This window comes from Caproiciproducens puteiluti, from assembly GCF_052442865.1.
Taxonomy (GTDB): domain Bacteria; phylum Bacillota; class Clostridia; order Oscillospirales; family Acutalibacteraceae; genus Caproiciproducens.
Genome location: NZ_CP194790.1, coordinates 901,703 through 925,664, shown reverse-complemented (window position 1 = coordinate 925,664; position 23,962 = coordinate 901,703). Strand labels below are relative to the sequence as shown.

The following is a 23,962-nucleotide window of genomic DNA, read 5'->3' as shown; positions in this document are numbered from 1 at the left end:
AAAGGCCGTCAGAAATACGACGGCCTTTTCCCGACATGGAGGTAACTATGAAGGTAAGCACTTACCGAACGAAGATCACGCCGAAAGGCAAATTCTTTCCGTGCTATCTGATGGGACACGCTATCCGTACGAAGCCGGCCACCGGCATTCTGGATGATTTGTGGGCAACCGCCCTGGTGCTGGAGGTGGACGGAGAACAGCTTGTCTGGGTAACGGTAGAACTGATCGGCCTGACACGGGAATTTACGGATCGGATCCGCTCCGCGATTTCACAAAAGTACGTAGCCTCTGCGGAAGCGGTAACCGTTTCGTTTACACACACGCATTCCGCGCCAGAATACGAGGAACGCCGCAATTCCATGATCTTTGGAGAAGGGGCCGTCCCCGGTTACATGGACTGGGTGGAACAGCAGATTCTGAGCGCGGTCGGCGGCTGCTTTGAGACCGGATTCACGGAAGCAGAGCTTTTTGCGAACAAAGTGACGATCGACGGCTGCTACGGAAACCGGAACGGCAAAGAAAAGCCAGGCGATCCTTCGTTTGTCACGCTGGAATTCCGCTCCGGGGACAGTGTCGTTGCCGGCGCTTTCAGCTTCGCGTGCCATTCCACGGTGCTGGGTCCGCAGAATCTCTGCGTCAGCGGCGATCTGGCGGGATATGCCGCGCGTTCCCTGAAAGAAAAATGGGGCGTTTATCCGGTCGCGATGATCGGCGCCGCGGGCGATATGAGCAACCGGCTGTACCGCCGGGGAAACGATGAGGCGGAACTCAGGCGCGTGGGGGATCAGATGATGCATCAGGTGTTTGCGGCCGGGGGCGGCGGAGAACCCCTTGCGCTTCACAGGCCGGAAATCAGGACCTTCCGTTACAGGGAGACGTTTTACCCGGACCCTGCCGAAAAACGGAGGCAGTACGATTCCATCCGGGACAAAGTCGAGCATGCAAAAACCTTTGATGAGCGGAAGGTATATTCCTCCGCCCTGCGTATTGCCGAAATCGGCCTGAAAAGCAGCGGACCTTTTGATTTTGACCTCGAGTGCCGCTACGTCAATCTCGGTGATCTCCGGCTGTTCCTGATGCCGGCGGAACTGTTTGCACGTTTCGGCCTGCAAATAAAAGACGCCATGGGCGGCAGATGCCCTGTCTGCTGGTGTTACAGCAATTACAGCGCGGGATATCTGGCCGATCGGGAGGACTACGGGAAAAGCTTTGAAACCTCCGCCTCGGACATTCCCGCGGGGACAACGGAAAAAATCGTTGAGAAGGCAATTGCCTTCATCCAAAACGAGCATCAGCAATCAGGAGGAGTACTGCAATGAAAATTCTTTTGGTCAGTCATGGAAAATTTGCCGAAGGACTCTGCGATACCATGAAAAATTTCTTTGACGACGATCATTTTTATTTTGCCTCGGTCACACAGGAATACGGCTCCGACGGTCTGAAGCAGGCGGCGGAACAATACCTGAGCCAATGGGAAGGCGAACAGGTGGTCATCTGTTCGGATATGATGGGCGGCAGCGCAAATCAAACGGTCTTTCCTTTTCTCAGCAGGCCGAACACGTTCCTTGTCGCCGGTATGAACCTGCCCCTTTTAATGCAGCTGCATTTGGAGGAAGGAGATATTACGGCGGACTCTCTGCGGGAAATGATCCAAGAGGCGCAAGCGGAAATTGTGCTGGTCAATGATCAGGATTTCAGCCGGATGGACGAAGACGACGAATAAGATGGAACGAAACACTGTACTTTGGCAGGCGGCAAAAAACATCCGCCTGATCGCCATGGATCTGGACGGAAGCTGCCTGAATTCATCGAAGGCTGTTTCCGAGCGTACCGCAAAAGTGATCCGAAAACTGATCCAAAAGGGTGTGGAGGTCGTACCGGCCACGGGCCGCGGTTTCTATCGCCTGAGGGAAGACGTAATAGGGGTCGGCGGCATCCGCTACGTAATCTCCGGTAACGGGGCGATTGTAACGGACGGCAATACCGGACTGCATCTGTCGGAGCATTTGATTCCGTGCCGTACGGCGGCTTCTCTGGCCGACGAACTGCTGGCGCTGCGGGCCTGTGTGTATATCCATCAAAACGATGGGAAAAGCACCCACGTTGTCGCGTGCCGCGACGCGGAAGTTCTGGATCACTGCCGCCGGGAACGGGAAAAAGGCAGGTCGGAAGCGGGCCCTGTGCTGAGAGACGGATTGGGCGATTTCATTTTAAGGGCCGGGCAGGATGTGGTAAAGCTCGGAGCGGCCTTCTGGAAGTTTGACGGTTTTTCCGCCCTCTCGGAGCGATTAAAAACCGATTATCCGGATGTCAGAGGGTTCCGGGTAGATTCTTCCTCAATGGAATTCGTTTCCCGCCGGGCAGGCAAGGAAAAGGCCCTGCTTGATTTATGCCGGCATCTACGCATTGCTCCGGAGCAGGTCTGCGCCTTTGGAGACTACGAAAATGATATCGGAATGCTACGCATGGCAGGAATTGGGGTTGCCATGGGCAACGCCGCGGAAACGGTAAAGCAGGCAGCCGACACTGTTACAAAAAGCAACGACGACGAGGGAGTCGCTGAATTTTGCGAAACCTATATTCTGACGGAGCAGGAGGACGAAGAATGCGGCAGGATGTAGAAAAGCTATTGCATAAGGATAAGGTGTTTCTGTGGGGAGCCCGTAAGAAACGGCTGGAAGCCCTTTGCGCCCTGCTGGACGGAAATGAAACAGCAGAAATCATTCTTCTGGGACAGCTGGACGTGTATCATGGGACAATCAGCGCGCCGGAGCGCATGGAGGCGGCCATCTGCGTGACCGACCGCGGGATCGCACTCTACGGAAGTGTCTGGAAATACTCCGCTTCCTTCCGTCAGACATGGCGGCAGCTGAAAAAACTGGACACAGAGAATGGGCTGGCCGCGGGGGCCCGTATCGGGCTTGCGGATCAAGACACCGGATATCTCTTTCGGGAAAACTATCGGGGAAAACTATCGGAGCAGCACAAAAAGGAGCTTGAGCGTATGAAGCAAATCTATTTCTATCAAAAGCCAACGCGGGACGGAGACAGCCTATGAGCTGCTTTAAGGACCGCGTTGAACAGTTCTATGCCCGGTTTTCCCGGGAGGAGCCGGAGCTGCGTACCCTTATGGACAACGGGGAAATGGAACCGGCCTCCCATCGGATGCGGGAGCTGCTGCAGCCGGTGCTGGGCGACCTGACGTTTCAGCTTTATAAGAAACCGGGATGCTACATTCTGGAATGCAGCACCATGCTGGATTCCGGCAAAAAAATCCCCTGCTTCTATTTTTGCGACTGCCTTCCGGAAAAGCTGAGGAAACACTGGGCTTTTTACTATTACCATCCTGCGTTCCGGGGAAGCCTGACCATCGGGGATACGATGTTCTCTCCCCAGGATTTCCGCATCATTCCGTCGGTTAACGAGAAATTGCATAAAATCGACCTGAAGATTTCCCTGACGGAGAAATTCACAAAAGTCGGCGACGAGGACCGGTTTGCCGTCACTTATATGATGCTGATGGATTATCTGGGGGAAATCGCAGCAGAGGCCTATGCGGGCCAGATTTCCTTCAGCAAAAAAAACAAAGCTTTCCAGGAGGCCCTTTCCATGGAGGAACTGCGGACCTTTTTGCAGCATACCATTCAGTCAAAGGGCTGGGTAAAGCCAGGCGATATCCGTCTGATTGCCGACAGCTTCCAGCTGAAAAACCGGAACCGGGAACTCCGCCGGGATATTTTGCACGGGATCTCCTACAGCCTTGATTTACTGAACGAGGAAGAGAAGCCCACAGGGGACCGCCCCGGAACACAATATATTCTGTCCTGCGGCATCCGGTACGGCTCTTTGGTTCTTCTGCGCGGTAAGAATACCGAAGAGGCGGTTCGCCGTGAGCAGGAAAAATGGGAAAAAAGACTTTCCGAAATTTTTTCTGAATCCCGTTCCGGTACGATTGTCACCTCATCGGTCGGAAATACCTATTGCTATCTGGACTTCTTTGCTTACGACGACGAAACCTACCGGCTCGTGGGCAGAGAGGCATCCGGCGCGGAGGGTGCTGTGTCCGTTCTGGATTTGGGAACGTTTCAGGCGCCATCCTGAATTTGACGCCGTGACCGTTACAGCAACATTCCGCCTGTTTGTCTGGTGCGCTCCGACAGTGTGAATTTACCGACCAGCGCCTTCATTGCCTGCGCTTGCCCGGAGAGTTCTTCGCTGGCGGCGGCACTTTCTTCGGCTGCTGCGGAATTTGCCTGTACAACATTTGAAATCTGCTCTATTCCCGAGGTTATCTGACCAATAGAATTTTCCTGCTGAATCGATGCCTGTGAAATCTGATCGACAGTATCCGATACGGTTTTTATACTGCTTACAACTTGAAAGAGGGATTTGGCAGTTTTATCCGCGATTTCAGTTCCCTTTTCCACCTGATTTACGCAATTCTGAATTAAAGCGGCGGTAACTTTTGCTGCCGCCGCGCTTTTACTGGCCAGATTTCTTACTTCATCCGCTACGACAGAGAAGCCTTTGCCCGCCTCCCCCGCTCTTGCCGCTTCAACGGCCGCATTCAGCGCCAGTATATTTGTCTGAAAGGCAATATCTTCAATCGTCTGAATGATTTTTCCGATTTGACCGGATGATTCGTGAATCTGAGATATTGCTAAAACCATATCGCTCATATCCCGGCTGCTGATTTCTATTTCTGAACTCACCTGATTTACATTTTTACCGGCTTCCGCCGCATGCCGCCCGTTCTCCCTGACCTGTACCGATATCTCCATAATAGAAGCGGACAGCTCTTCAATAGAGCCCGCCTGTTCGGTTGAACCCTTTGAAAGTGCCGTTGCACTGATGGAAATCTGCTCTGAACGTAAGGAAACCGATTCGGCCGCAGTGCTGATATCGTAGAATGCGGTATTCATGGAATCAATGATATTTTTCAGGGCGTTTTTTATTTCAACAAAATCGCCGAAATATTGCCTGTGCGTTTCTACCGTCAAGTCCCCTTTTGAAATTCCGCTCAGCACGCTGGAAATTTCGCCTATGTACATTTGCAGGCTGCGGACGGTGTTTCCGAGAGCGTAAGCGACCTGCCCAACCTCGTCACCAAAATATGCGTCGTGCACAGCTGTGTCTCTGACTGTAAAACTGATTTCACCGTGTTCCATGCTGTTGGCAAGGGTCACGACCTCATTCAGCGGTATTTTGATCCTTTTCTTGATAAACCGCCTCAATATTATGGTAGAAACAAAAATCATCAGTACCGCGATTCCGTTGGAAAAAAGCACGGTAACGTTCAATGTTTTTTCCATTTTGGTGATATCTTTTCCAGCCATCAGCGCACCGGCCGTTTTTCCATCGGGACCTAAAACCGGAGCGTAGGACACCATCAGACTGCTGCCTGATACATTCATTTTTTCCTCATAATTCTGTTTGCCGGCAATCACTGTCTTTGTGGCCGCGCTGCCCATTTTTGCGCCGGTCTGGCGTTTTCCGTCTTTTCCGAAGGTCGTGTTGATTTGTTCATCACCGAGAAAAACGGAAAAATCGCATCCGGTATTTTCTTTGAGTTTGTCAAGGAAGTTTGGGGTATTCAAAGAACGTACGGCAGAAACCGTTCCAATAATTTCATTGTCCTTTTTTATCGGTACACCGTAACAAATACAAAGGGTCTTCCCGGCGATGACCTCGCTGGTAAGACTTTTTTTATTTTTGAGGGCCGACTGGACATGGCTCAGCTTTGAAAAATCAGGGAAATCAAGGTCCTTGGCTGTTGAAACAACCACTCTGCCGCCGGAATCAGTCAGAAAAGCATAGCTCAGACTGTAGGCGCTTACCTGGCTGTTCAGTATACTTGACAGCGTGTAATGATTATTTTCAGCCGCGGCATCAGCCAGGTTCCGGTCTTCCGCCATCTGGTCGCCAGCCTGCTTCACATTGATCTGATAGCCTTTTATGGTGCCGGTCAGATTCTGTAAAGCAACCTTGCTTTCCTCTTCAAAAGAGCTTTCAAACGCCCTGCCGGTAAATATGGAATTAATCGATACAACAACTATCAGAATCGCTGTCAGAAATGCAACAAAAAATATAGACAAAATTGAGCTAAGACTTTTGCAACTCTTTTTCAAAAAGCTCACCCCTTTGTTTGCATCGCCAAATCATCATTTTTACAAGTATCGTCCACTTTGATCTATATGCAATTTACGTCATGCGCCGGTTACGTATAATCAGGATGGATTCTCATCATGTTACAGCCCATCAGGAAACAAAACAACAAGGTCTACAGCGAAGAGAAGAAGCTATAGATCTTGTTGTTTTCCTTACAGCGGGGGATTTTATCAAATAAATTAAGCGGCCTTTTTATTCTTACGGGTTGTGATATCGAAAACAACGGCCAGAACCAGAATAGCGCCTTTAATAATGTATTGGAACGAAATATCCACGCCCATCAGATTCATGCCGTTCGTCAGAGAAGACATTACAAAGGCTCCTACGATCGTACCCGTAACCTTGCCGATGCCGCCGTCCGCGGATACGCCGCCAACATAAGCCGCCGCGATCGCGTCCATCTCAAAGGCGGTACCCGCGGTTGTTGTGGCTGATTTGGATCTTGCCGTAAACAGGATACCGGCGAGTGCCGCAAGAACACCCATGGACGAGAACACCATAAAGGTAATCTTCTTTACATTTACGCCGGAAAGCTGTGCTGCCTGGGCATTGCCCCCCACCCCGTAAACATGACGCCCGAACGGTGTTTTGTTCAGCGCAAAATTATAAATCGCAACCACCGCCGCTACAATGACGAGCGTCCAAGAGATACCCTTGAAGCCCGCAAGAATGTAAACCACGTAACCGATGATGGCGGAAATAAAAGCGAGCTTGATGATAAACATCGGCATGGATAAAACCTCAAAGTGATATCTGATCTGATTGTTTCTGTTTTTCACCTGAGAGAAAACCAGGCCGATAATCGCCAGCACGCCGACCAGCAGGGTCAAAAAGTTATAGCCGCTGATTTTGGTGATTTCCGGAATAAACCCGTTTCCGATCGCATTATAGGCATCATCGGGAACGATAATCGTACCGGTCCCCTGTGTTACAAGCATCAACAACCCTCTGAACACCAGCATTCCCGCCAGAGTCACGACGAAGGAGGGAACCCCTACCTGTGCCACCAAAAAGCCTTCGAACATACCAATACAAAGGCCGAGGGCCAGCGAGGCAAGGATTGTCAGCCAAGCCGGAAAATGCGCCTGCGTCATTAAAATGGCCGAAAATGCGCCGATGAATCCGCATAAGTAGCCAACCGAGATATCAATGTGCCGGATAATCAGAATCAGTGTCATACCAACTGCCAGAACAGCGATATATCCCGTTTGATTAATCCAATTGCTGATATTTCTGGAGGAAATAAAATTTCCGTCGGTACCCAATGTAAAAATGATAATAATGACTCCAAGCGCTATGTACATTCCGTAGTCACGGATATTTTTCTTCACCAAAGATTTTGCTTCAGCAAAAAGGTTCATAATTCTATCACTCCTAACCAACTGTTGCCATTCCCATAATAATTTCTTCTGTTGCGTTCTCTGTTTTGATTTCTCCGGTGATTTTGCCTTCGGACATGACATAAACGCGGTCGCTCATACCCAAAATCTCCAGCAATTCCGAAGAGATCATAATGATGCTCATGCCAGCCTCTACAAGCTGATTCATGATCGTATAAATTTCATATTTCGCGCCAACATCGATTCCCCGTGTCGGTTCATCCAGAATCAGGGTGTGAGGGCCGATAAACAACGATTTCGCGATGGAAACCTTTTGCTGATTGCCTCCGCTTAGATTCCCCACGATCTGATCCACCGACGGCGCCTTGATATTGATGGATTTCAAATATCCATTTGCGACACGCACTTCTTCGTTCTGATTGATAATCCCGTTGCTGCAGATCGCCTTCAGGTTTGCCATCGTGATATTTTCTTTAATATCCTTAATCAGGACAAGCCCGTTGCCCTTTCTGTCTTCCGTTACATAGGCAAGGCCGTCCCGGATCGCTTTCTCAGGATGCCTGTAATTTTTTTCTTTTCCATTGACCAGAAGCCTGCCTTCAATTTTGTAATTCTGCGGATTTCCGAACACACTCAGCGCAAACTCTGTGCGTCCGGCACCCATCAATCCCGCGATCCCTACAATTTCCCCTTTGCGGACATTGAGGCTCACGTTGTGCAGGATCTCTCTGCCGGCGGCCGGGTCAAATACGGTCCAGTCCTTTACTTCAAAGCTCACATCTCCGTACTCGTGCTTTTCCCTCGGCGGGTAAACGTTATCGATTTCGCGGCCCACCATATACTTAATGATCTCGCTTTCGGAGATCCTGCGTTCTTTCGTATCCATAGAGCAGATCGTTTTTCCGTCACGCAAAGTTGTGATGGTGTCGGCGATTGAAATGATCTCTTTCAATTTGTGGGAAATCATAATGCAGGAAACGCCCTGTTTTTTAAGCTCCCTTAATAAGTTCAGCAGATTTTCGCTGTCTGCTTCTGTCAAAGCTGCCGTGGGTTCGTCCAGAATCAGCAGCTTGACATTTTTACTGAGCGCTTTTGCGATTTCGATCAGCTGCTGCGTCCCCACGCCGTATTCCTTCACCTTGGCGACCGGATTGGCGGAGGAACCCACCTGTTTCAGAACTTTCTGCGCGTTAATAATGGTTTGGTTCCAATTAATTGTTTTGCCGCTCATAATTTCGTGGCCAAAATAAATATTCTCATACACGGTCAGCTCCGGAATCAACGCAAGCTCCTGATAGATAATTGCGATCCCGGCTTTTTCACTGTCCGCAATGTTGGAAAAATGCTGTTCCACTCCGTTTAAGACAATGCTTCCGCTATATGTTCCGTGCGGATATACACCGGACAGCACCTTCATCAAAGTTGATTTTCCCGCTCCGTTTTCTCCCACCAGACAGTGAATTTCTCCCCGTTTCACTTTGAAATTCACCGTATCCAGGGCTTTTACTCCCGGGAATTCCTTTGTGATATCATTCATTTCGAGTATGTAGTCTTCCATATCCATAGTTCCCCTTTTGAACACTTTAAGAAAACAGATGAGATGCTCGGTTTTTTTCACCAATATCCCATCTGCTTTTCTTATTGCGGTATGTATCAGCTATTGAAAAACATTCGCTTTTTTACTTCAGGTTTGTAAAATCGGAAGCCGGATAGTAGCCGGATTCTATAATCGCACTTTTCACATTCTTCGCGTCGACAACCTGAACCGCCGTCTGCTTGGCTTTTACGTCGATCTTATTATTGTTATAAGAACCGGTTGTTTCGGGAGTCTTTCCTTCCAGCACGGAAACAGCCATTGCGATGGAATCCTTCACAAGAATACGGACGTCCTTAAATACGGTCATGGTCTGCTTGCCGTCGATGATATACTGGATCGACGCCTTTTCGGCATCCTGTCCGGTAATCACATAGGACTTGATGTCTTTATCAGCCTTGAATTCGTCCGCGATGGAACGTGCGGTACCATCGTTCGGGGCAAGAATGCACACATCCCCTTTGTCGGCTTTGGCAGCGGAGGTCAAATGTGCCTGCGCCTTGTTTTTTGCCTCGTTGAAATCCCAGTTTGTGGTAACCTGTGCAATGATTTTGCTTTCTTCATCACGGGTGAGCTCCGCTTTGTCCTTTAAGCCTTCCGCCGCACTGGAATTCTTGATCACAAACGTTCCGTCTGCAATCTTCGGCTGCAAAGTCTCCCACGCGCCCTGGAAGAACAGGAAAGCGTTGTTGTCAGTCGCAGCACCTGCGTAAATGTAAAGCGGAACATTTTTCTTGCCGGCGGCGTTGTCGATTAAGTACTGGCCCTGCGCTTTTCCAACGGAAACGCTGTCAAACGTAACATAATAGTCAACCGAGCCGGTATCCGTAATCAGTCTGTCGTAGGAAATAACGGTGATTCCTTCTTCTTTGGCCTCGTCAACCGCCGCTGCGGCCGCGGCGCCGTCCTGCGGGCAAATAATCAGAACTTTGATTCCCTTGGCGATCAAAGCTTCCACATTTTCTTTTTCTTTTGCGGACGAGCCTTGGCTGAACAGTACCTCTGAAGAATAGTTTGTCGATTTCAGCGCTTCGGTAAACCTCGTCTCATCCTGTACCCATCTCGGCTCATCCTTGGTAGGAAGAACAATGCCGACGTCCACAGTGCCTTTTTTTGCTTCGCTGACCGCAGCTTCGCTTGCCGTATCCGCCGTACCGGAAGCTCCCGTCGTGCTTCCGCAAGCGGCCGCACTTATGAACATCATAACGGAAAGGACTATTGCGAAAAACTTTTTCAATTCATTTCCACCTTTCAATATCACGTCCAGAGGCAAATGCACCACATTTATTCGCATCATTCGCCGTCTTTTGTTGTATTTATGATACTATGGCGGCAATTCCTTTACAATGGAACCAATTGCTGTCTGTTATGACTATATTGTTTAAAATGCTTACGCGATCACAGCGAGGTAAAATATTGTCCTGAATCAGGAAAGGAAAGCCTGACCGGACTGCCCTTGACACAAAAAGCCCCCCTTTTTGTCGGTCCGGTTTCAATGAAACTGACCAACAAAAGGAGGGGCTCCTATTATCCTGCGCCCGCCGCTGTAAATAAGCGGCGGCACAACCTATTTTGATGTTCTGTAAACATCCTCCTTTAACTGAAAGCCGTCTTTAATCACGGTAGCGTCAATATTATCGATGGTCACCGGAATTACATCGCACATCAGATAGGGGACATCGTAAGCGCCGTTGTTGATTGTTTGCTCATAGGAAATCTTTTTCTTCTGCGCTAAAGTTCTACATATTTCCACCGTTTTCTCCACCAGTTTATCAATCGGCTTATAAATGGTAAGATCCTGCGTACCGTCTACAATGCGCTGGCAGGCGGCCAAATCGGCATCGTGACCCACCACAATCACCTTCTTGGTGAGCTTTGCCTCGGAAAGAGCGTCGATGGCGCCCCAGGCAAGCGAGTCGTTGGCGGCCAGAATCGCATTGATTTGGCCGGCATTGTGTGTAAGCTGTTCGGAAACAAAGCTGTACGCGTTTTCTCTGAGCCAATCCTGCACCCATGTTTCCGCGATAATTTTAATTTTCCCATCCAGAACAGACGGCTGCAGTTTATCGAAATACCCCTGATGGTACATCGTACTGTTGTTGTCGGATTTTGCACCGTTTAAAATAAGATACCCGCCCGTGGGTACCTTTTTCAAAAGCTCTTCCGCCTGTAGCTGCCCCACTTTCACGTTGTCGAAAGAAACGTAAGCGTCCACTTTGCAATTGCGAACCAGACGGTCATAAGAGATGACCGGTATGCCCGCATTGTTGGCAAGCTGTACACAGTACGCCGAACGCTCACAGTCCTGCGGGACCATGACCAGCAGATCGATCCCCTTGTCTATCATGCTTTTTACTTGCCGGTACTGCTCGTTGATGTCATTGTTGGCATTGGTGACAATGACGTCAATGTTCTCCTGTTTGGCCTTGGCAGAAAAAATATCCCGGTCGCGGAGCCAACGGTCTTCTTTGAGCGTGGCCATAGAAAAGCCGATGGTCATTTTTTTCGTTCCGGAAGAAACCGGGGCAAAATCATTTTTACTGGTGCAGCCCGCGATGGTTCCACACAGCAAGCTGCAAATCAAAAGACAGCAAAGGCATCCAATCGAACGTTTTGGGGTAAATTTTTCTGACACTGTACTCATCTCCCATATTGTTCTTTATATTCAGTTGCTGTTATCCCGGCAATTTTTTTAAAAAGCTTGGAAAAATAATTTGGTTCCATATAACCAACCTGTTTTGAAACTTCCTTGATCGACGCATCTGTTTCGGATAAATATTCTTTTGCCTTCTCAATGCGGATCGTCATCAGACGATCGATGAAATTAACGCCTGTCTGCGCTTTATAAAAGCGGCTGAAATAGTAGGGACTGAGATTGACCTCTTTGGCAATTGAATCCAGCGTGATCTCGTCGCTGAAATGTTCCTCCATGTAGCGATTCGCCTTTTCAATAATACTGTTTATTTTTTTCTTCTTTCCCGAAACGGTCCGGTTTACTGCCGACGCGATACAGCAGCAGCATGCCCTGCGAAGCTCGTCCGGTTTCTGAGCCTGTAAGATCTGACCGAGCATCACAGAATGATTGCTTCCCAGGTTCACCCACAGCTTGCTGAAGCCCAGGATGAGAGAAATGCTTTTATTCTTCAGCTCGTCAAAATCAGGCATTATCTCCGAGCACATACGTGAAAATATGCTTTCAAACGCAAGCTGGGCTACCAAAGCGTCCTCCGTATCCACACTAAGGTAATAGCTTCGCATAAACTGCTTTTCATAGCAGGTTTCCACTCCCCCCTCTTCCGCCAGAACATCATCAAAGTGTAAAATATTGCAGTCGATTTTCGAGATGGAAAGCATAAGCAGCGCGCGCAGAGCCTGCTGGTAGGACTCGTGCGCATTGTCGACGCTCTTACAGTGTCCTCCTATTCCCACAGAGATTTCGATATCCAGCTTTTCTGCGCGTTTATAGAAATTCTGTACTGTTTTTTCAGCGGAAAATTTTTGCTCAAATCCATTTTCCTGCTCGTCCAGGATATAAACAATCAGCCGGTTTAACATCATTGGTCCCACAACACAGACACAAATCGACTTTAAAATGCTGTAGTAATGCTGGTACAGCTTTTGGCTTTGTACCCCTGCGCCGATTTTATTTTTTACCTCACCGCCCTCCTTTTCACCAAACTGGATCGCAATGACATACCCGCTGGTACTTTTGAAATCAAAGATACGGCAATAATTATGAAGGTCCGTACCGGCGTCGTCGAAAATGCAAATGGCGTTGATAAAACCTGTTTCCAAAATCGGCATGACCATCTCGAATTTCTCTTTCAGCTCCATCTCCCGCCGTGTTCTGTCGCGCCGGGCATCAATCTGTTTCATTACCTTTTCGAGCGTTTCCACCAGCGTTGCCTCTTTGACAGGCTTTAAAAGATAATCATCTACATTGAGAGCGACCGCCTCCACCGCATAATTAAAGTAATCGAAGGCAGAAACTACGATAAAACGGACATTCGGATTTCCTTTTCGAATCTGGCGCATCGCCTCCAATCCATTGATTCCCGGCATATTGATGTCCATAATTATAATATCGGGGTAGGTACTCTCCGCTTTTTCAATGGCCGCTCTGCCCGAGCGCTCTGTACCTTCCACTTTCAAAGACGTAAACTTTTTATTGATAATGTACTCTATAAATTTCAGCTCAATCGGTTCGTCATCCACAATCAGCACACGATACATGCTCCTCCCCCTTCTCTATTTCTGTCGGCAGTATAAAAGTAAATCTTGTTTCTCCGTCCGTACACTCAATTTTCATCACATCCTGTTTCCCAAAGAAAAGGCGCAGCCGTTTCATCACATTGTCAATGCCGATGCCCGTAGTGTGGCCCCTCTGCCTCGGTTTCTCCTCCGCCGATTCTTCCGGTTCTCCGTTTATAATGGCAGCGATCTTTTCCTCCCCAATTCCCTTCCCGTTATCGCTGACGGTCAGATAAACGTATTGAGCATCCCGCCGGGCAATGAGCCGGATGGTTCCCCCTTCTTCGATTTCTCCTATCCCGTGAATATACGCATTTTCAACAATCGGCTGCAGGATCATACGGGGCACCACAAAACCGAGCAGTTTAGAATCGGACTCATCAAGATCAAGAGAAAACTGAATTCTGTCGCTGAACCGTGTTTTAAGAAGATACATATAGGAAACCACATTATCAATTTCTTCTCTTAACGTTGCGTTGGAATCCAGCCCGTTCAGATTGTAGCGGAAAATATCGGCGGCGTTTTCAAGGTAGGTACAAGTGGCCGCGTCTCCCTGCAGCATTGCGATCTTTGCACCGATATTAATGGTGTTAAATATAAAATGCGGGTTGACCTGCGACTGCAATGCTAAAAGCTCCGATTCATGCAGCGCATTCCTCATCTTCAAGTTGTTCACTTTCTGTTCGCTGATCGTTCTTTCCAGTCTCCTCTTTTCTTGCAGCTCGTTCACATATTCTTTCACATTGACCGCCATGGAAGAAAAAACGCTGTAAAGCATATTTACTTCCCTGCTGGACTTGACGGGGGTAATTTTAATTTCAAAGTTCCCTTTTGATATTTCAGCGGCATAGGAAGCTAGCTTTGTAATCGGCTTGGTAATTTCAAAGCTGAAAACAAAAATCATTACGATAACGTAGATCATAACAAACAGAATAAAGATATTGTTGAACACCGTTGCCTGCAGCTGCCGTTCGCTGATTGCCTTATATTTTTCGGCACTGTCCACAATATCCTGACTCATGATTTCTTCCATATATACCGTTATATAGTTACATTCCTTCACCGTGATTTCATAAGCGGTCACATAAGCGTCTATATTCCTGCCGCGCTTCGCGTTGATTGCGTTTTCCGCTTTTATCATATAATCCGTAATCATGTTGGCGACATTTTTGATTTTCACGCCCCGCGGCGTATAGGTTACTTCATCCATCAGCTTGTTCACGTTATCAGTAATGGCGTTGCCATCGTCGTAAAATGCCAGCAGGCTGTCCGAGCTGCCGGTGGAAAGATACAGTTCTATGTCATTTTGAATCTTTCTCAGCCGGCTGTATGCTCCGGTAAGCTCTAAATTTTTCCGGAACATTTCCGATGTATCCTGCATTAAAATCTGGGAGGATATGTAAGTGTACACGCTTGCCAGCATTATAATGACGGCAGAAGACAGGAAAAAGGTGATCAGCAGTGTACGGAATTTCATATCACGGGATTTGACCGCATTATATTTCATCTTATCTTTCATTCGTTTTTACCATAAATTGATCAACATTGGTCTTATTAATCGGAAACAGCTCGGTGTTGAGACTTTCGCTCACCTGGTTGCCGTTTAAAATGGCGTAAAGCTGAGAAACCGTATCGTAACCGATATTGTACGCATCCGGGCATACCGTGCCGTAGATCACCCCACGCCCCCCAATGTACTTCAGAGTCTGCGGCATGGCGCCGTACCCGACAATGGATACATCGCCCACCCGGTCGGCGTCAACAATGATCTGCGCGATACTCGGCGTGTTGCGCTCGTCGGTGCAGACGATCAAATCGATTTTCGGATTCTGGGCCAAAATTTTACTCATTAGTTTTTCTGTTTCAAACATACCGGCACTCAGCGTATAAACCGCCTGTACGGAGATTCCGGCATGCTTTGAAAATACATCCATAATCCCCTGTAGCTTGAGGCTTTTAAACTGACTGCTTTGGCTCCCTGCTCCGTTTACAATCAGGACGGCGTTTCCCTTTCCCTTGCAGGCCTGTACCCCCAGTTCTCCTTCTTTCTGACCGATATCATACAGGTTTGAGCCAACCGTCGGCACATCGGGAATATAACTCAGCTCATTTTCAAAAGTGATCGCAGCGATGTTTTTTGATTTTGCAATTTCCAGCACGGCAGATGTCTTCGTAATGTCCTGTCCCTGCAAGGCAATGCCATCCACGCTGGAGTAAATCGCTTTTTCAACTGCCTGTACGGATGAATCCACATCTTTTTGAGTAACATCGACAAATTCTACATAGGTGTTCAATTTGGCTCCTGCGGCGCTTGCACCTTTTTTAAACATCGTCCAGAAATGCTCATCCGAATTCTGCGTAATAACCTGTATGTGATATTTCGGCTGTTTTCCCGCCTCATTTTCCACTGTCCCATCATTGACGGTTCCATACAGATCATAAAATAAAGCGGCAATAATCACCAGCGCAACAACCAAAGATGCAAAGATCCTCTTCATTATGACCCTTCTCTTCTAAATAATTGTAGTAGAAATATTGATGAATAAATGGCCGACGCTCCTGTGCACGGCGTAAATTATAAATTTGAGCGGTCTGATAATCATTGAATTTCAACTCTATAATTTTGAAAATTAGGTAAAAATAATTATATATAACTTCCATTTTTATTTAATCTATTTGACAGAACTTATGCAGCATTTAACAAAATGGATGAACAAAGAGGTACCCAAACCACCGATTTCCGTGATTCAAGTACCTCTCCGTCTGGAATTTTCCGAGAGGTCTTTTTGCCTCTCCGCGCTGCCGTATTATGCTACTTGACTACTGAGATATAGCACAGGATTACCGGCTGCTGTCCTGGCAAAGTGCTGTAGACCGCAGTCATCGTACCAACTGACCCAACCGCTTTTACGGTGAAATAGTACTTGTTTCCCTGACGCTTTACCATACTCGTAAATGCCTGGCCGTTCCCCACGCCGAATGACGGAGTTGAATTTTCGCCGGCTGTCATCATAAAGGTATAGCTTTCTCCATACTTCACCCCGACGGGATAAGTGGTGTCTGATTTTACAGGATACGGATTTACCGCGGCTTTCGGCAGCAGTACATAATCGGAACAGTGGATAATATCAATTTCCACATACCCGTTTGCATCCACCGTGTACTCGCTCCTCGGCAATTGCTCCAGAACCTTTGTTGTTCTGTTTAGATAATAGAGAAACACCTGTGAATTCGGAGCACATCCCTGCTGATTTCCCACATACACCCTGACTTTTGCGAGTCCGGGGAGAAGTCCGTGATTGCTGAATTGAATCAAAGTACCTAAAGAATTTTGATCCGCAGCATTTTTTGCCACTACTTCGGCAGCTGATGTGTCATTTCTCACTGCGACAACGTTCAGCGCAAGATTCACGTTTGTAACGGGAGCAACGGAACTGCTCAAGTCTGCACCGGAGAAGGTCCATGAATAAGCTTCACTGCCCATGTCCGAATCGGTCACTGTAAGGGTAATGTCCTTCTTCGCATCCTTAGCCGCCTGCAAAGCCGCTTGTGATGCCGTTATGGATATATTTGCATTTGCATTGGTATTGTTTGCCACAGAGGAAGGGACCTGCATGTTCACAGTAACGGTTTGAACCGTACTGCTGCTCAATTGTTCCAGTATCGTTTCGGTCGGCAGGGCGATCGTTACCTGGGCGGGTTTTTCCGCCGTTGCATTGGAGATCACGGACGTGATCTCTGTCGGGATCGAAACGGTAACGCTTGACTTGCTTCCCGACACAGCCGGTGCTGTATCCGGTTTTGTTGTTACCTCTGCCGCCGTGCCTCCGCCTGTGGTTGTTGTGGTAGACATCGTACTTTGCGTTTTTGGAGTATTGCCGGTACTGCTTGAAGAAGAGCTGCCGCTTGAGTGATTGCTCTTTTTCGGTTTAACGGTTACTGAAATGCTGGGAAGTCCGGCGTTATCTTCCAGTACATAGCCGCTGTCTAAAACCGGAGCAAAGCGGTATGTTTTGGAAGCCAGCGGGTTGTAAGTGATGTCGCTGACCCATTTGGTTATGCTGACCCAGGTATCCTTTATTCCGTCAACTTCCGCCTTGAGCTTCTGAGGCAGATTCAGGGAAGAGAACGGCGTTCCATAGGCAACTGTTTGATTTTTCACCGACGGATTCAGCGGATTAAATGAATTGATGATTTTATCCGTGCCGGGGGAGGAACTGTCCTCTACCGTAATCTGAATGGACGCCTGTATATTGTTTGTATTGGTTATGCCATCTTCCAGAATCAGCGAGCCCTTTAAGGTGTAGGTACCCGCGCGATTGCCGTTGTAGCCGCCCTCTATCCAGCTGACGGAAAGGCTGATATCGGTATCGTCGCTGAGAGTCACATCCACAGTTTCGGGCAGCTCTAAGCTGTCATAATCGGTACCGTACTCAACAGTCAACGGATCAGACTGCTGAACGCTGCGGATATTCTGTGTATCGGGAGTTACATCCTGCAGTTCCACATCGACGGTAACAGACGACGCGGGCATGACAAACGTATATTTTTTGCCGACCGTTACCTCCGCAGTATCGACGGGCTCGCCGTCCGCATCGGTCACAGAGATCGATTTGAAAGCTTTTCCCTGCACGATATCTTTAATGGTAACGCTCACGACTTCATCCGCCTGTGCCTGCGATTTGTCTGCAGTAACTGTCGCACCGCTGACCGGAGTCACCGTTATGCTGTTCGCGGAGGAGGCCTGAAGATCAAATCTGATGGAATCCAGATTAAAGTTTCCGGAATTTTCGCTGCCTTCGGAACGAATCTTGAAGGTATGGATGCCCTCTTCAATGGGGATACCCTCAATGACATGTTCAAACCATTCGCCCCATGTTTCGTGTACTTCGAGGCCAAAATCCGCGGCCTTTACGCCGTCGATGTAAAGTACACCCGTACGAGGAGTATCATCATACTGCGAAGCATTCTTCTTTCCGTTGGCGACGTTCAGAGTAACATCATAGTTCCCCGTCTGTGCAACGTCCGCCTGGAATTCCACATAATGCCCCACGGACTTCCAGCCCGCGACGTAACCGGTACCGGTATATCCCGGCCACTGATTGTCGACCCGTACGGTCCCGCTGCCGTCACCGGCCGCGCTGGTTGTATCGCCTTGTGCATCTTCCGCCTCAAAGGTATCGCCGGCATCAATTCTTGGAATGAAGCGGAACCAATCCATGTCGCAATCCAAAACTGATGCAGAGTTTGCGACGAATTCGAAGAAAATATTGCTTGTATCCGCGTCTGTGTCCTTGGACTTTTCCGTAAGAGTCGTCCACTGCCCGTCCTCCGGCAGGTCAAAGGTGGCAAGCACCTTATCGCCCACACCGTTTTCATAAGCTATGATACGGCCGCCAGTCGTACTCTTTACCCGAAGCTGGAGTCCGCCTTTGTTGGAACCTCTCACTTCATTAAACTGCGCCCACGCTCCGTTTGTGGATGTGATCAGGACATTGGTGCCGTCTCCCAGAGCCGCCTTCGACACATTGGTGAGTGTGCCGGCCGACTCCGCTTCAATCCGGCTAAAGGCGTTTACCGTGGTATCCAATCGGTTGAAGGTAAGCGAGTCCAGATTGTAGTTGCCGGGGTTGGAACCTTCCGCCTGGATTTTGAAGGTATTGACGCCGGCGTCCAGCTTGATGCCCGGAATGGTATAATCGACCCAGACTCCCTGTTTTACATTATTTACGGTATTTCCCCAGACATCCGTCACCGCAAAGGACAGATCGGCCGCTTTTGTTCCGTTGAGGTATAATCCGCCTGTACGGGGTGAGGAATCATATTGGGGATCGTTTTTCTTTCCGCAGTTTACGCGTATTTTCAGGTTGTAGGTGCCCGCCTTTACAATATCGGCGTCGAACTGAACCGCATCCCCGGCCACCTTAAACCCTTTTGCAAAGCCCGTTCCCGTATAGCCTTTCCACTCCGTGTCGGCGATTACCTGACCGCCGGACTGCGGGAGGAATTTTCCCGTTTCCAGTTCAAACGTGTCTCCATCGTTTACCTGCTTGGCGGGAATCCCTTCGTTTTCATTGCCGAGCGCCGGTTCAACAATTCCGCCGGAAGCGAGTTCCACATTGATTTCCTCTCCGGTGTCGGGAGTTTTGACATAGACAATGTTATTTGTTGAATCAAGCCAGTAAGCCTCCTGCGAAGCATTGTACTGCTCCAGTGTCGATACGCCGGAAATGTTGTCTCCGTTTACGGTCACGCCGTTTATCTGAGCGATATGGTTGAACTTCAGATTGTAGGAACGGTCGGCCGGTTTGTAAACAGCCGCGTTGTGATCTTCCCTTGCAAAGATTTTAAAGGAAATATCATTCCCGTTCTGTACACTTTCGTATTTTGTCGTGCTGTATGCATTTTCAGTTATGTATTTACGGCTTACCCCGTCGTCTTCATAAAGGGTAAAGTCCGTGGTTCCCTTCGGATAAATATCCAGTGTAAGAGGATCCAAAGGTTTTTCATCCGCATAATCCATATCCGGACCCATGGGAACAATGGCCCCCGCTTTTACAAACACGGGTATATCCGTCAGGGCTGCCGCGACGTTGATCGTTTTTCCGCTTGCGCCTCCCTCATAGCGTTTCCCTGTGTAATAATTGTACCAGGTAGTCTGCGGGGGAAGCCAGACCGAAACCACGGTATCGCTGGTATCCTGTGCCGGGGCCACCAGGAACCAATCTCCAAAATAATACTGTTTGTTCAGATTCCATGCCGCCGGGTTATTTTGGCTGCCGTCTTCCAGCAGCATGGCGCGCATGATCGGTGTCCCCTGGCTGTAGCCCTGCCATGAAAGAGAATAAATATACGGATACAGCTCATAACGGGTCTTCAGATTCTTTTTCAGCGTATCCTGAGCCGTCTGGTTAAATGTCCAAGGCTCGCGGCCATCGTGACCATGGGTTCTCATAATGCCGTTCCATGCGCCGAACTCCGAGACCCACCGGGTATACAGAGCATCGGTAGGCCGCGACATAAATCCGCCGAGGTCATGCGAGGTCGCCCAATAACCGATCAGGCCGGTATCAATGCTGAAACCGATCTGGTTGCCGATTTCCGCAGAGGTGGGATTAATATCGCCCGACCACGCGGTCGCAAAGTGCTGTCCCGCGTAACCTCCTCTGGCCATAAACATCGGCCGCGATTCATCGGTGTATGCCTGCCAGGCTTCATAAGCGCCTTTGGAGGAAAGCGTAGGCGCCGTGTTGGAGCCAAGTACGTCAAATTCATCGGGCCAGAAAAAATCCCCGAGCCCGGTGGTAATGACGCTGTCCATATAGGATTTTACCCATTTCTGTTCGTTTTCAGGCAGGTAAAGCGTCTTGCCGCCCGAGGCTTCCGGCGTACCCGCGTTGTTGTGAAGTCCTACATGGAACCCCAACTGCCGCGCTTCGTCAAACATTGCCGGAATATCCGGGAACTTCGCGGTGTCGTTGCTCCACATCTGTTTGCCGAATTTCTGGCCTGCTCCGGTTTGGTTGCCGCCGTTGTCCGCAACATCGCCGCGCCAGCCGTAGTCAAAAACATAGGCATCGCTGGGATAGCCTTCATCTCTCAATTTGTGGAGCCATTCCAGAAACTCTGCCTGTGTTGCATTGTCATTGCCGTATTTCGACAGCATGAAGCCGTTTGCCCATTTGCCGTAAAGCTCCATCCTTCCGGTAATTTCCGCGTATTCATTCAGAATTGTTTTGAAATCAGGGCCATACATGAAATAATAATCCAAATAGCCCTGTGTCTGAAAGCCGCCGCCCTGTTTAAAAAACTTCGTGTTTGTCTCGATGGTGTTCAGGAAAATCCCATAGCCAACGGTACTCATGAAAAAAGGAGCGACCACTCTGCCGTGTGACATAGTGAATTCACTGAAATCCGTGCTGTATCGGTTCAAATCCGCTCTGCGGCCATGATCTCCGGAGCCAAAGCCGAAAATGCCTCCCGCATTTTTTGTACCCTCTGTTTTCTTGACGCCGCGGATTCCCGTATCATCCCAATACATACCCTGGTCGTCGGCATCCTTGCTCAGCAGGTTGCCGTCGAGATCATACATTGCAATACGCAATGGACTTTTCTGTATATGAATATCCATCTTGCTTGTCAGAATCCTGATGTATCCGCCTTCGTCCGTAACGGTTCTGCTTACAGGATCCCAGATATTTTTCTGCACCATGTAGTATTGAGGATCGCTGGGACGGTATCCGTCCGCGCCGTCCAGTGACAGCTCAATATGCGCCGTCTGTGGAGTACACAGTTCGACCTTAACTTCCTGCTCCCCGCACGTAAAGGTCAGAATGTTTCCATCCTCCGCCACCGACGTGTTATCCCCGATTTTTACTATTTCCGCCGCCTGTACTTCCGTCTGGAGAGTATCCGGCAGAATCAGTAATGAAAACACGATGGAAATGGAAAGCACCATACATAAAATTTTCTTAATCATTCTTCTTCCTCCCGAAATCTCAAAGCCCCGTATCATCCGCCGATTCTCATTTTCAGTTCTATGGCGAACCTCCTTTTTTAGATTAAATGTTTCGTTTTTTTTAAGTGTTTCTAGTATATTGATGTTTTTAATCATTATCAATAGAATATATTGCTGACCATTACATCTTTTTTGCCATTTTTTATATAACGCACCCGTATTGAAACTTCTTGCTTCCTCACTGTCTTTATAAGCAAAAAAACTCAACACCAGACTCGATGAGCCTGGTGTTGAGTTTTTTTGCTTATACTTCTTCTGCGGCGAAATTTTTTCTGGTGCAAAGGCAAATCCCGCTGCAATCCGATCGTTTGTCTTTCTGGACAGCGAACCTTCCGGTCAGTCTGTGCTCAGAGGTCAGGCATGGTTATTGGAACCTAACAGCAATATTTTATCCCGGACAACCTTCTTCATCGCCTCAACCGGTTCCTTATTTGCGGTGCAGGGCCAAATGGACATGTTTTCCGTTTCGTTTAACTCTTTCTTCATGGCCGAATAGAAAGCAGCCAGCATCTCTGAAAAGATATTCAGCTTGCAGATGCCGAGCTGAACGGATTTTCGGATCAGATCGTCAGGCGTACCGGAACCGCCGTGCATGACCATCGGGACCGTGGAGAGGCTGTTCAGTTCTTCCAGGCGGTCAAAATGGATTTTGGGCTTATTAACATAAACGCCATGAGCTGTCCCGACAGCAACAGCGAGAGCATCCACCTTTGTTTCCTCAATAAAGCGGGTCATCTCCCCGGGATTCGTGAGATAATCGTCGGGATTATCGAATGCCGCGTTTTTGTCTTTTTTTACTCCGGTTTCCGAATTTCCAACGATGCCGTCGCCCACATGACCGAGTTCCGCCTCAACCGATACATGGTGGCGGTGCGCGTACTCGACGACTTCTTTGGTGTTCTTGATATTTTCTTCCAGGGGAAGGGTGGACCCGTCATACATAACGGAAGAGAAACCGCTGTCCACGCAGTTCCGGATAAAGTCCGGATCGGTCGCATGATCCAGGTGGATGCATACGGGAACCTTTGCTTTTTTCGCCATCGACTTGAGTCCCTCGATCCAATACTCAAGCTTATCGCCCTGCAGGTCCACCGTCAGGCCCATCAGGATTACGGGGGATTTCTGTTCCTCCGCAACATCCAGCACGGCCAGCGCCATATCGTGATTGCTTACGTCAAATGCTCCGACCGCATATTTGTTTTTGCGTGCATCCTGAAGCATTGTGTTTAAATTTACCAGTGACATGAAAGGATACCTCCAAATCAATCATTTTTTCGTTGTTTTCTTTATCGCATCAGCATTCCGCCTGAAACGTCAATGGTTGCGCCGGTGATATAATCCGCTTTATCGGAAGCCAGAAACAGCACCGTGTAGGCGACTTCGTTCGGTTCTGCAATCCGTTTGAGGGGAATCCGGTCTTTGTAATATTCTTCTCCATTCTCCGAAGACAGCGCTCCGGACATCATTTGGGTCCGCATGATCCCGGGGGCTACGCAGTTGCAGTTGATCCCGTACTGGGCGACTTCCCGCGCAAGGGAAACGGTGAAAATGACCAGGCCGCCTTTAGCCGCGGCGTAATGCGCGTGGCCGGTCGTGGAACCATGGAAAGCCGCCTGCGACACAATATTGATGATTTTCCCCCTGCTTTTTTGCTCAAGCAAATGATTTACCATTTTTTTACTGAGCAGAAACGGCGCTTCCAGATCCACCGCGAATGTCTTTTCAAAATCTTCTTCCGGCATGTCTTTGACGTAAGAGGAGAGCCAGACTCCCGCATTATTGATCAGGATATCCAGTTTTCCGAACGTTTCGCAAGCCGTATCAAAAAGAGAATTCAGATCCTGCTTGTTCGAAATGTCCGCTTTCACGGCAATGCTTCTTGTGCCGTACCGGCTGTTGAGTTCCTCCAGAAACACTTTGGTTTCCTTTTCTTTTGAGCGGTAGCTCACCGTAACATTGACGCCCTCCCGGGCAAATTCCTCGGTGATCGCTCTCCCCAGGCCGCTGCCGCCGCCGGTGACAAGAGCCGTTTTGCCTTTCAGGTTTAAATCCAAAGTCTGTCACACCATTTCTCTGTTAAAATTACATTTA

The 23,962-nt window shown here is 48.7% G+C and carries 16 protein-coding genes; 5 read left to right on the top strand and 11 right to left on the bottom strand.

Going from position 1 to position 23,962, the window contains the following annotated elements; genetic code table 11:
• The first annotated feature begins 47 nt into the window (after positions 1 to 47).
• The 5 genes from ACRQU7_RS04460 to ACRQU7_RS04440 are packed head-to-tail and all read left to right on the top strand — an operon-like array spanning position 48 to position 4,101.
• Complete coding sequence (locus tag ACRQU7_RS04460; protein ID WP_444644037.1) at positions 48 to 1,319, top strand: neutral/alkaline non-lysosomal ceramidase N-terminal domain-containing protein; 1,272 nt, start codon at positions 48 to 50, stop codon at positions 1,317 to 1,319.
• Complete coding sequence (locus ACRQU7_RS04455) at positions 1,316 to 1,723, top strand: PTS sugar transporter subunit IIA (protein ID WP_444644035.1); 408 nt, start codon at positions 1,316 to 1,318, stop codon at positions 1,721 to 1,723. Before ACRQU7_RS04460 ends, ACRQU7_RS04455 begins: the two co-directional genes overlap by 4 nt.
• A gap of 1 nt (position 1,724) precedes the next feature.
• Entirely contained in the window at positions 1,725 to 2,621 is an 897-nt protein-coding gene (locus tag ACRQU7_RS04450; RefSeq protein WP_444644033.1) for an HAD hydrolase family protein, read from the top strand.
• On the top strand, positions 2,606 to 3,058 hold the full coding sequence (locus ACRQU7_RS04445; RefSeq protein WP_444644031.1) for a hypothetical protein: 453 nt from the start codon (positions 2,606 to 2,608) through the stop codon (positions 3,056 to 3,058). Before ACRQU7_RS04450 ends, ACRQU7_RS04445 begins: the two co-directional genes overlap by 16 nt.
• Positions 3,055 to 4,101, top strand: coding sequence for a hypothetical protein (locus ACRQU7_RS04440; protein ID WP_444644029.1), 1,047 nt, complete (start codon positions 3,055 to 3,057; stop codon positions 4,099 to 4,101). Before ACRQU7_RS04445 ends, ACRQU7_RS04440 begins: the two co-directional genes overlap by 4 nt.
• Before the next feature lie 17 nt (positions 4,102 to 4,118).
• Here the strand turns inward: ACRQU7_RS04440 and ACRQU7_RS04435 are convergent, their stop codons facing one another.
• The 11 genes from ACRQU7_RS04435 to ACRQU7_RS04385 all read right to left on the bottom strand — a co-directional run bounded on the left by ACRQU7_RS04435 (position 4,119) and on the right by ACRQU7_RS04385 (position 23,925).
• Complete coding sequence (locus tag ACRQU7_RS04435; protein ID WP_444644027.1) at positions 4,119 to 6,095, bottom strand: methyl-accepting chemotaxis protein; 1,977 nt, start codon at positions 6,093 to 6,095, stop codon at positions 4,119 to 4,121.
• Positions 6,096 to 6,347: 252 nt separating this feature from the next.
• Positions 6,348 to 7,529 (bottom strand): sugar ABC transporter permease, encoded by a 1,182-nt coding sequence (locus ACRQU7_RS04430; RefSeq protein WP_444644025.1) that lies wholly within the window; start codon positions 7,527 to 7,529, stop codon positions 6,348 to 6,350.
• 13 nt (positions 7,530 to 7,542) lie between these two features.
• Entirely contained in the window at positions 7,543 to 9,066 is a 1,524-nt protein-coding gene (locus tag ACRQU7_RS04425) for an ATP-binding cassette domain-containing protein (protein WP_444644023.1), read from the bottom strand.
• A gap of 121 nt (positions 9,067 to 9,187) precedes the next feature.
• A complete protein-coding gene (locus ACRQU7_RS04420) occupies positions 9,188 to 10,339 on the bottom strand; it encodes a sugar ABC transporter substrate-binding protein (RefSeq protein WP_038322761.1) in 1,152 nt (383 codons plus the stop codon).
• A gap of 330 nt (positions 10,340 to 10,669) precedes the next feature.
• Positions 10,670 to 11,737 (bottom strand): sugar ABC transporter substrate-binding protein, encoded by a 1,068-nt coding sequence (locus ACRQU7_RS04415; protein ID WP_185741234.1) that lies wholly within the window; start codon positions 11,735 to 11,737, stop codon positions 10,670 to 10,672.
• Between the two features lie 5 nt (positions 11,738 to 11,742).
• Positions 11,743 to 13,335, bottom strand: coding sequence for a response regulator (locus ACRQU7_RS04410; protein WP_444644020.1), 1,593 nt, complete (start codon positions 13,333 to 13,335; stop codon positions 11,743 to 11,745).
• A complete protein-coding gene (locus tag ACRQU7_RS04405) occupies positions 13,310 to 14,872 on the bottom strand; it encodes a histidine kinase (protein ID WP_038322757.1) in 1,563 nt (520 codons plus the stop codon). The genes ACRQU7_RS04410 and ACRQU7_RS04405 overlap by 26 nt, the downstream gene beginning before the upstream one ends.
• A complete protein-coding gene (locus tag ACRQU7_RS04400) occupies positions 14,862 to 15,851 on the bottom strand; it encodes a sugar ABC transporter substrate-binding protein (RefSeq protein WP_444644017.1) in 990 nt (329 codons plus the stop codon). The genes ACRQU7_RS04405 and ACRQU7_RS04400 overlap by 11 nt, the downstream gene beginning before the upstream one ends.
• A 314-nt stretch (positions 15,852 to 16,165) precedes the next feature.
• A complete protein-coding gene (locus ACRQU7_RS04395) occupies positions 16,166 to 21,832 on the bottom strand; it encodes a TIM-barrel domain-containing protein (RefSeq protein ID WP_444644015.1) in 5,667 nt (1,888 codons plus the stop codon).
• A gap of 393 nt (positions 21,833 to 22,225) precedes the next feature.
• The gene (locus tag ACRQU7_RS04390; RefSeq protein ID WP_444644013.1) at positions 22,226 to 23,116 is read right to left on the bottom strand and encodes a class II fructose-bisphosphate aldolase; all 891 of its coding nucleotides are present in this window, start codon (positions 23,114 to 23,116) and stop codon (positions 22,226 to 22,228) included.
• Between the two features lie 41 nt (positions 23,117 to 23,157).
• Complete coding sequence (locus tag ACRQU7_RS04385) at positions 23,158 to 23,925, bottom strand: SDR family NAD(P)-dependent oxidoreductase (protein ID WP_444644011.1); 768 nt, start codon at positions 23,923 to 23,925, stop codon at positions 23,158 to 23,160.
• Positions 23,926 to 23,962 lie beyond the last annotated feature (37 nt).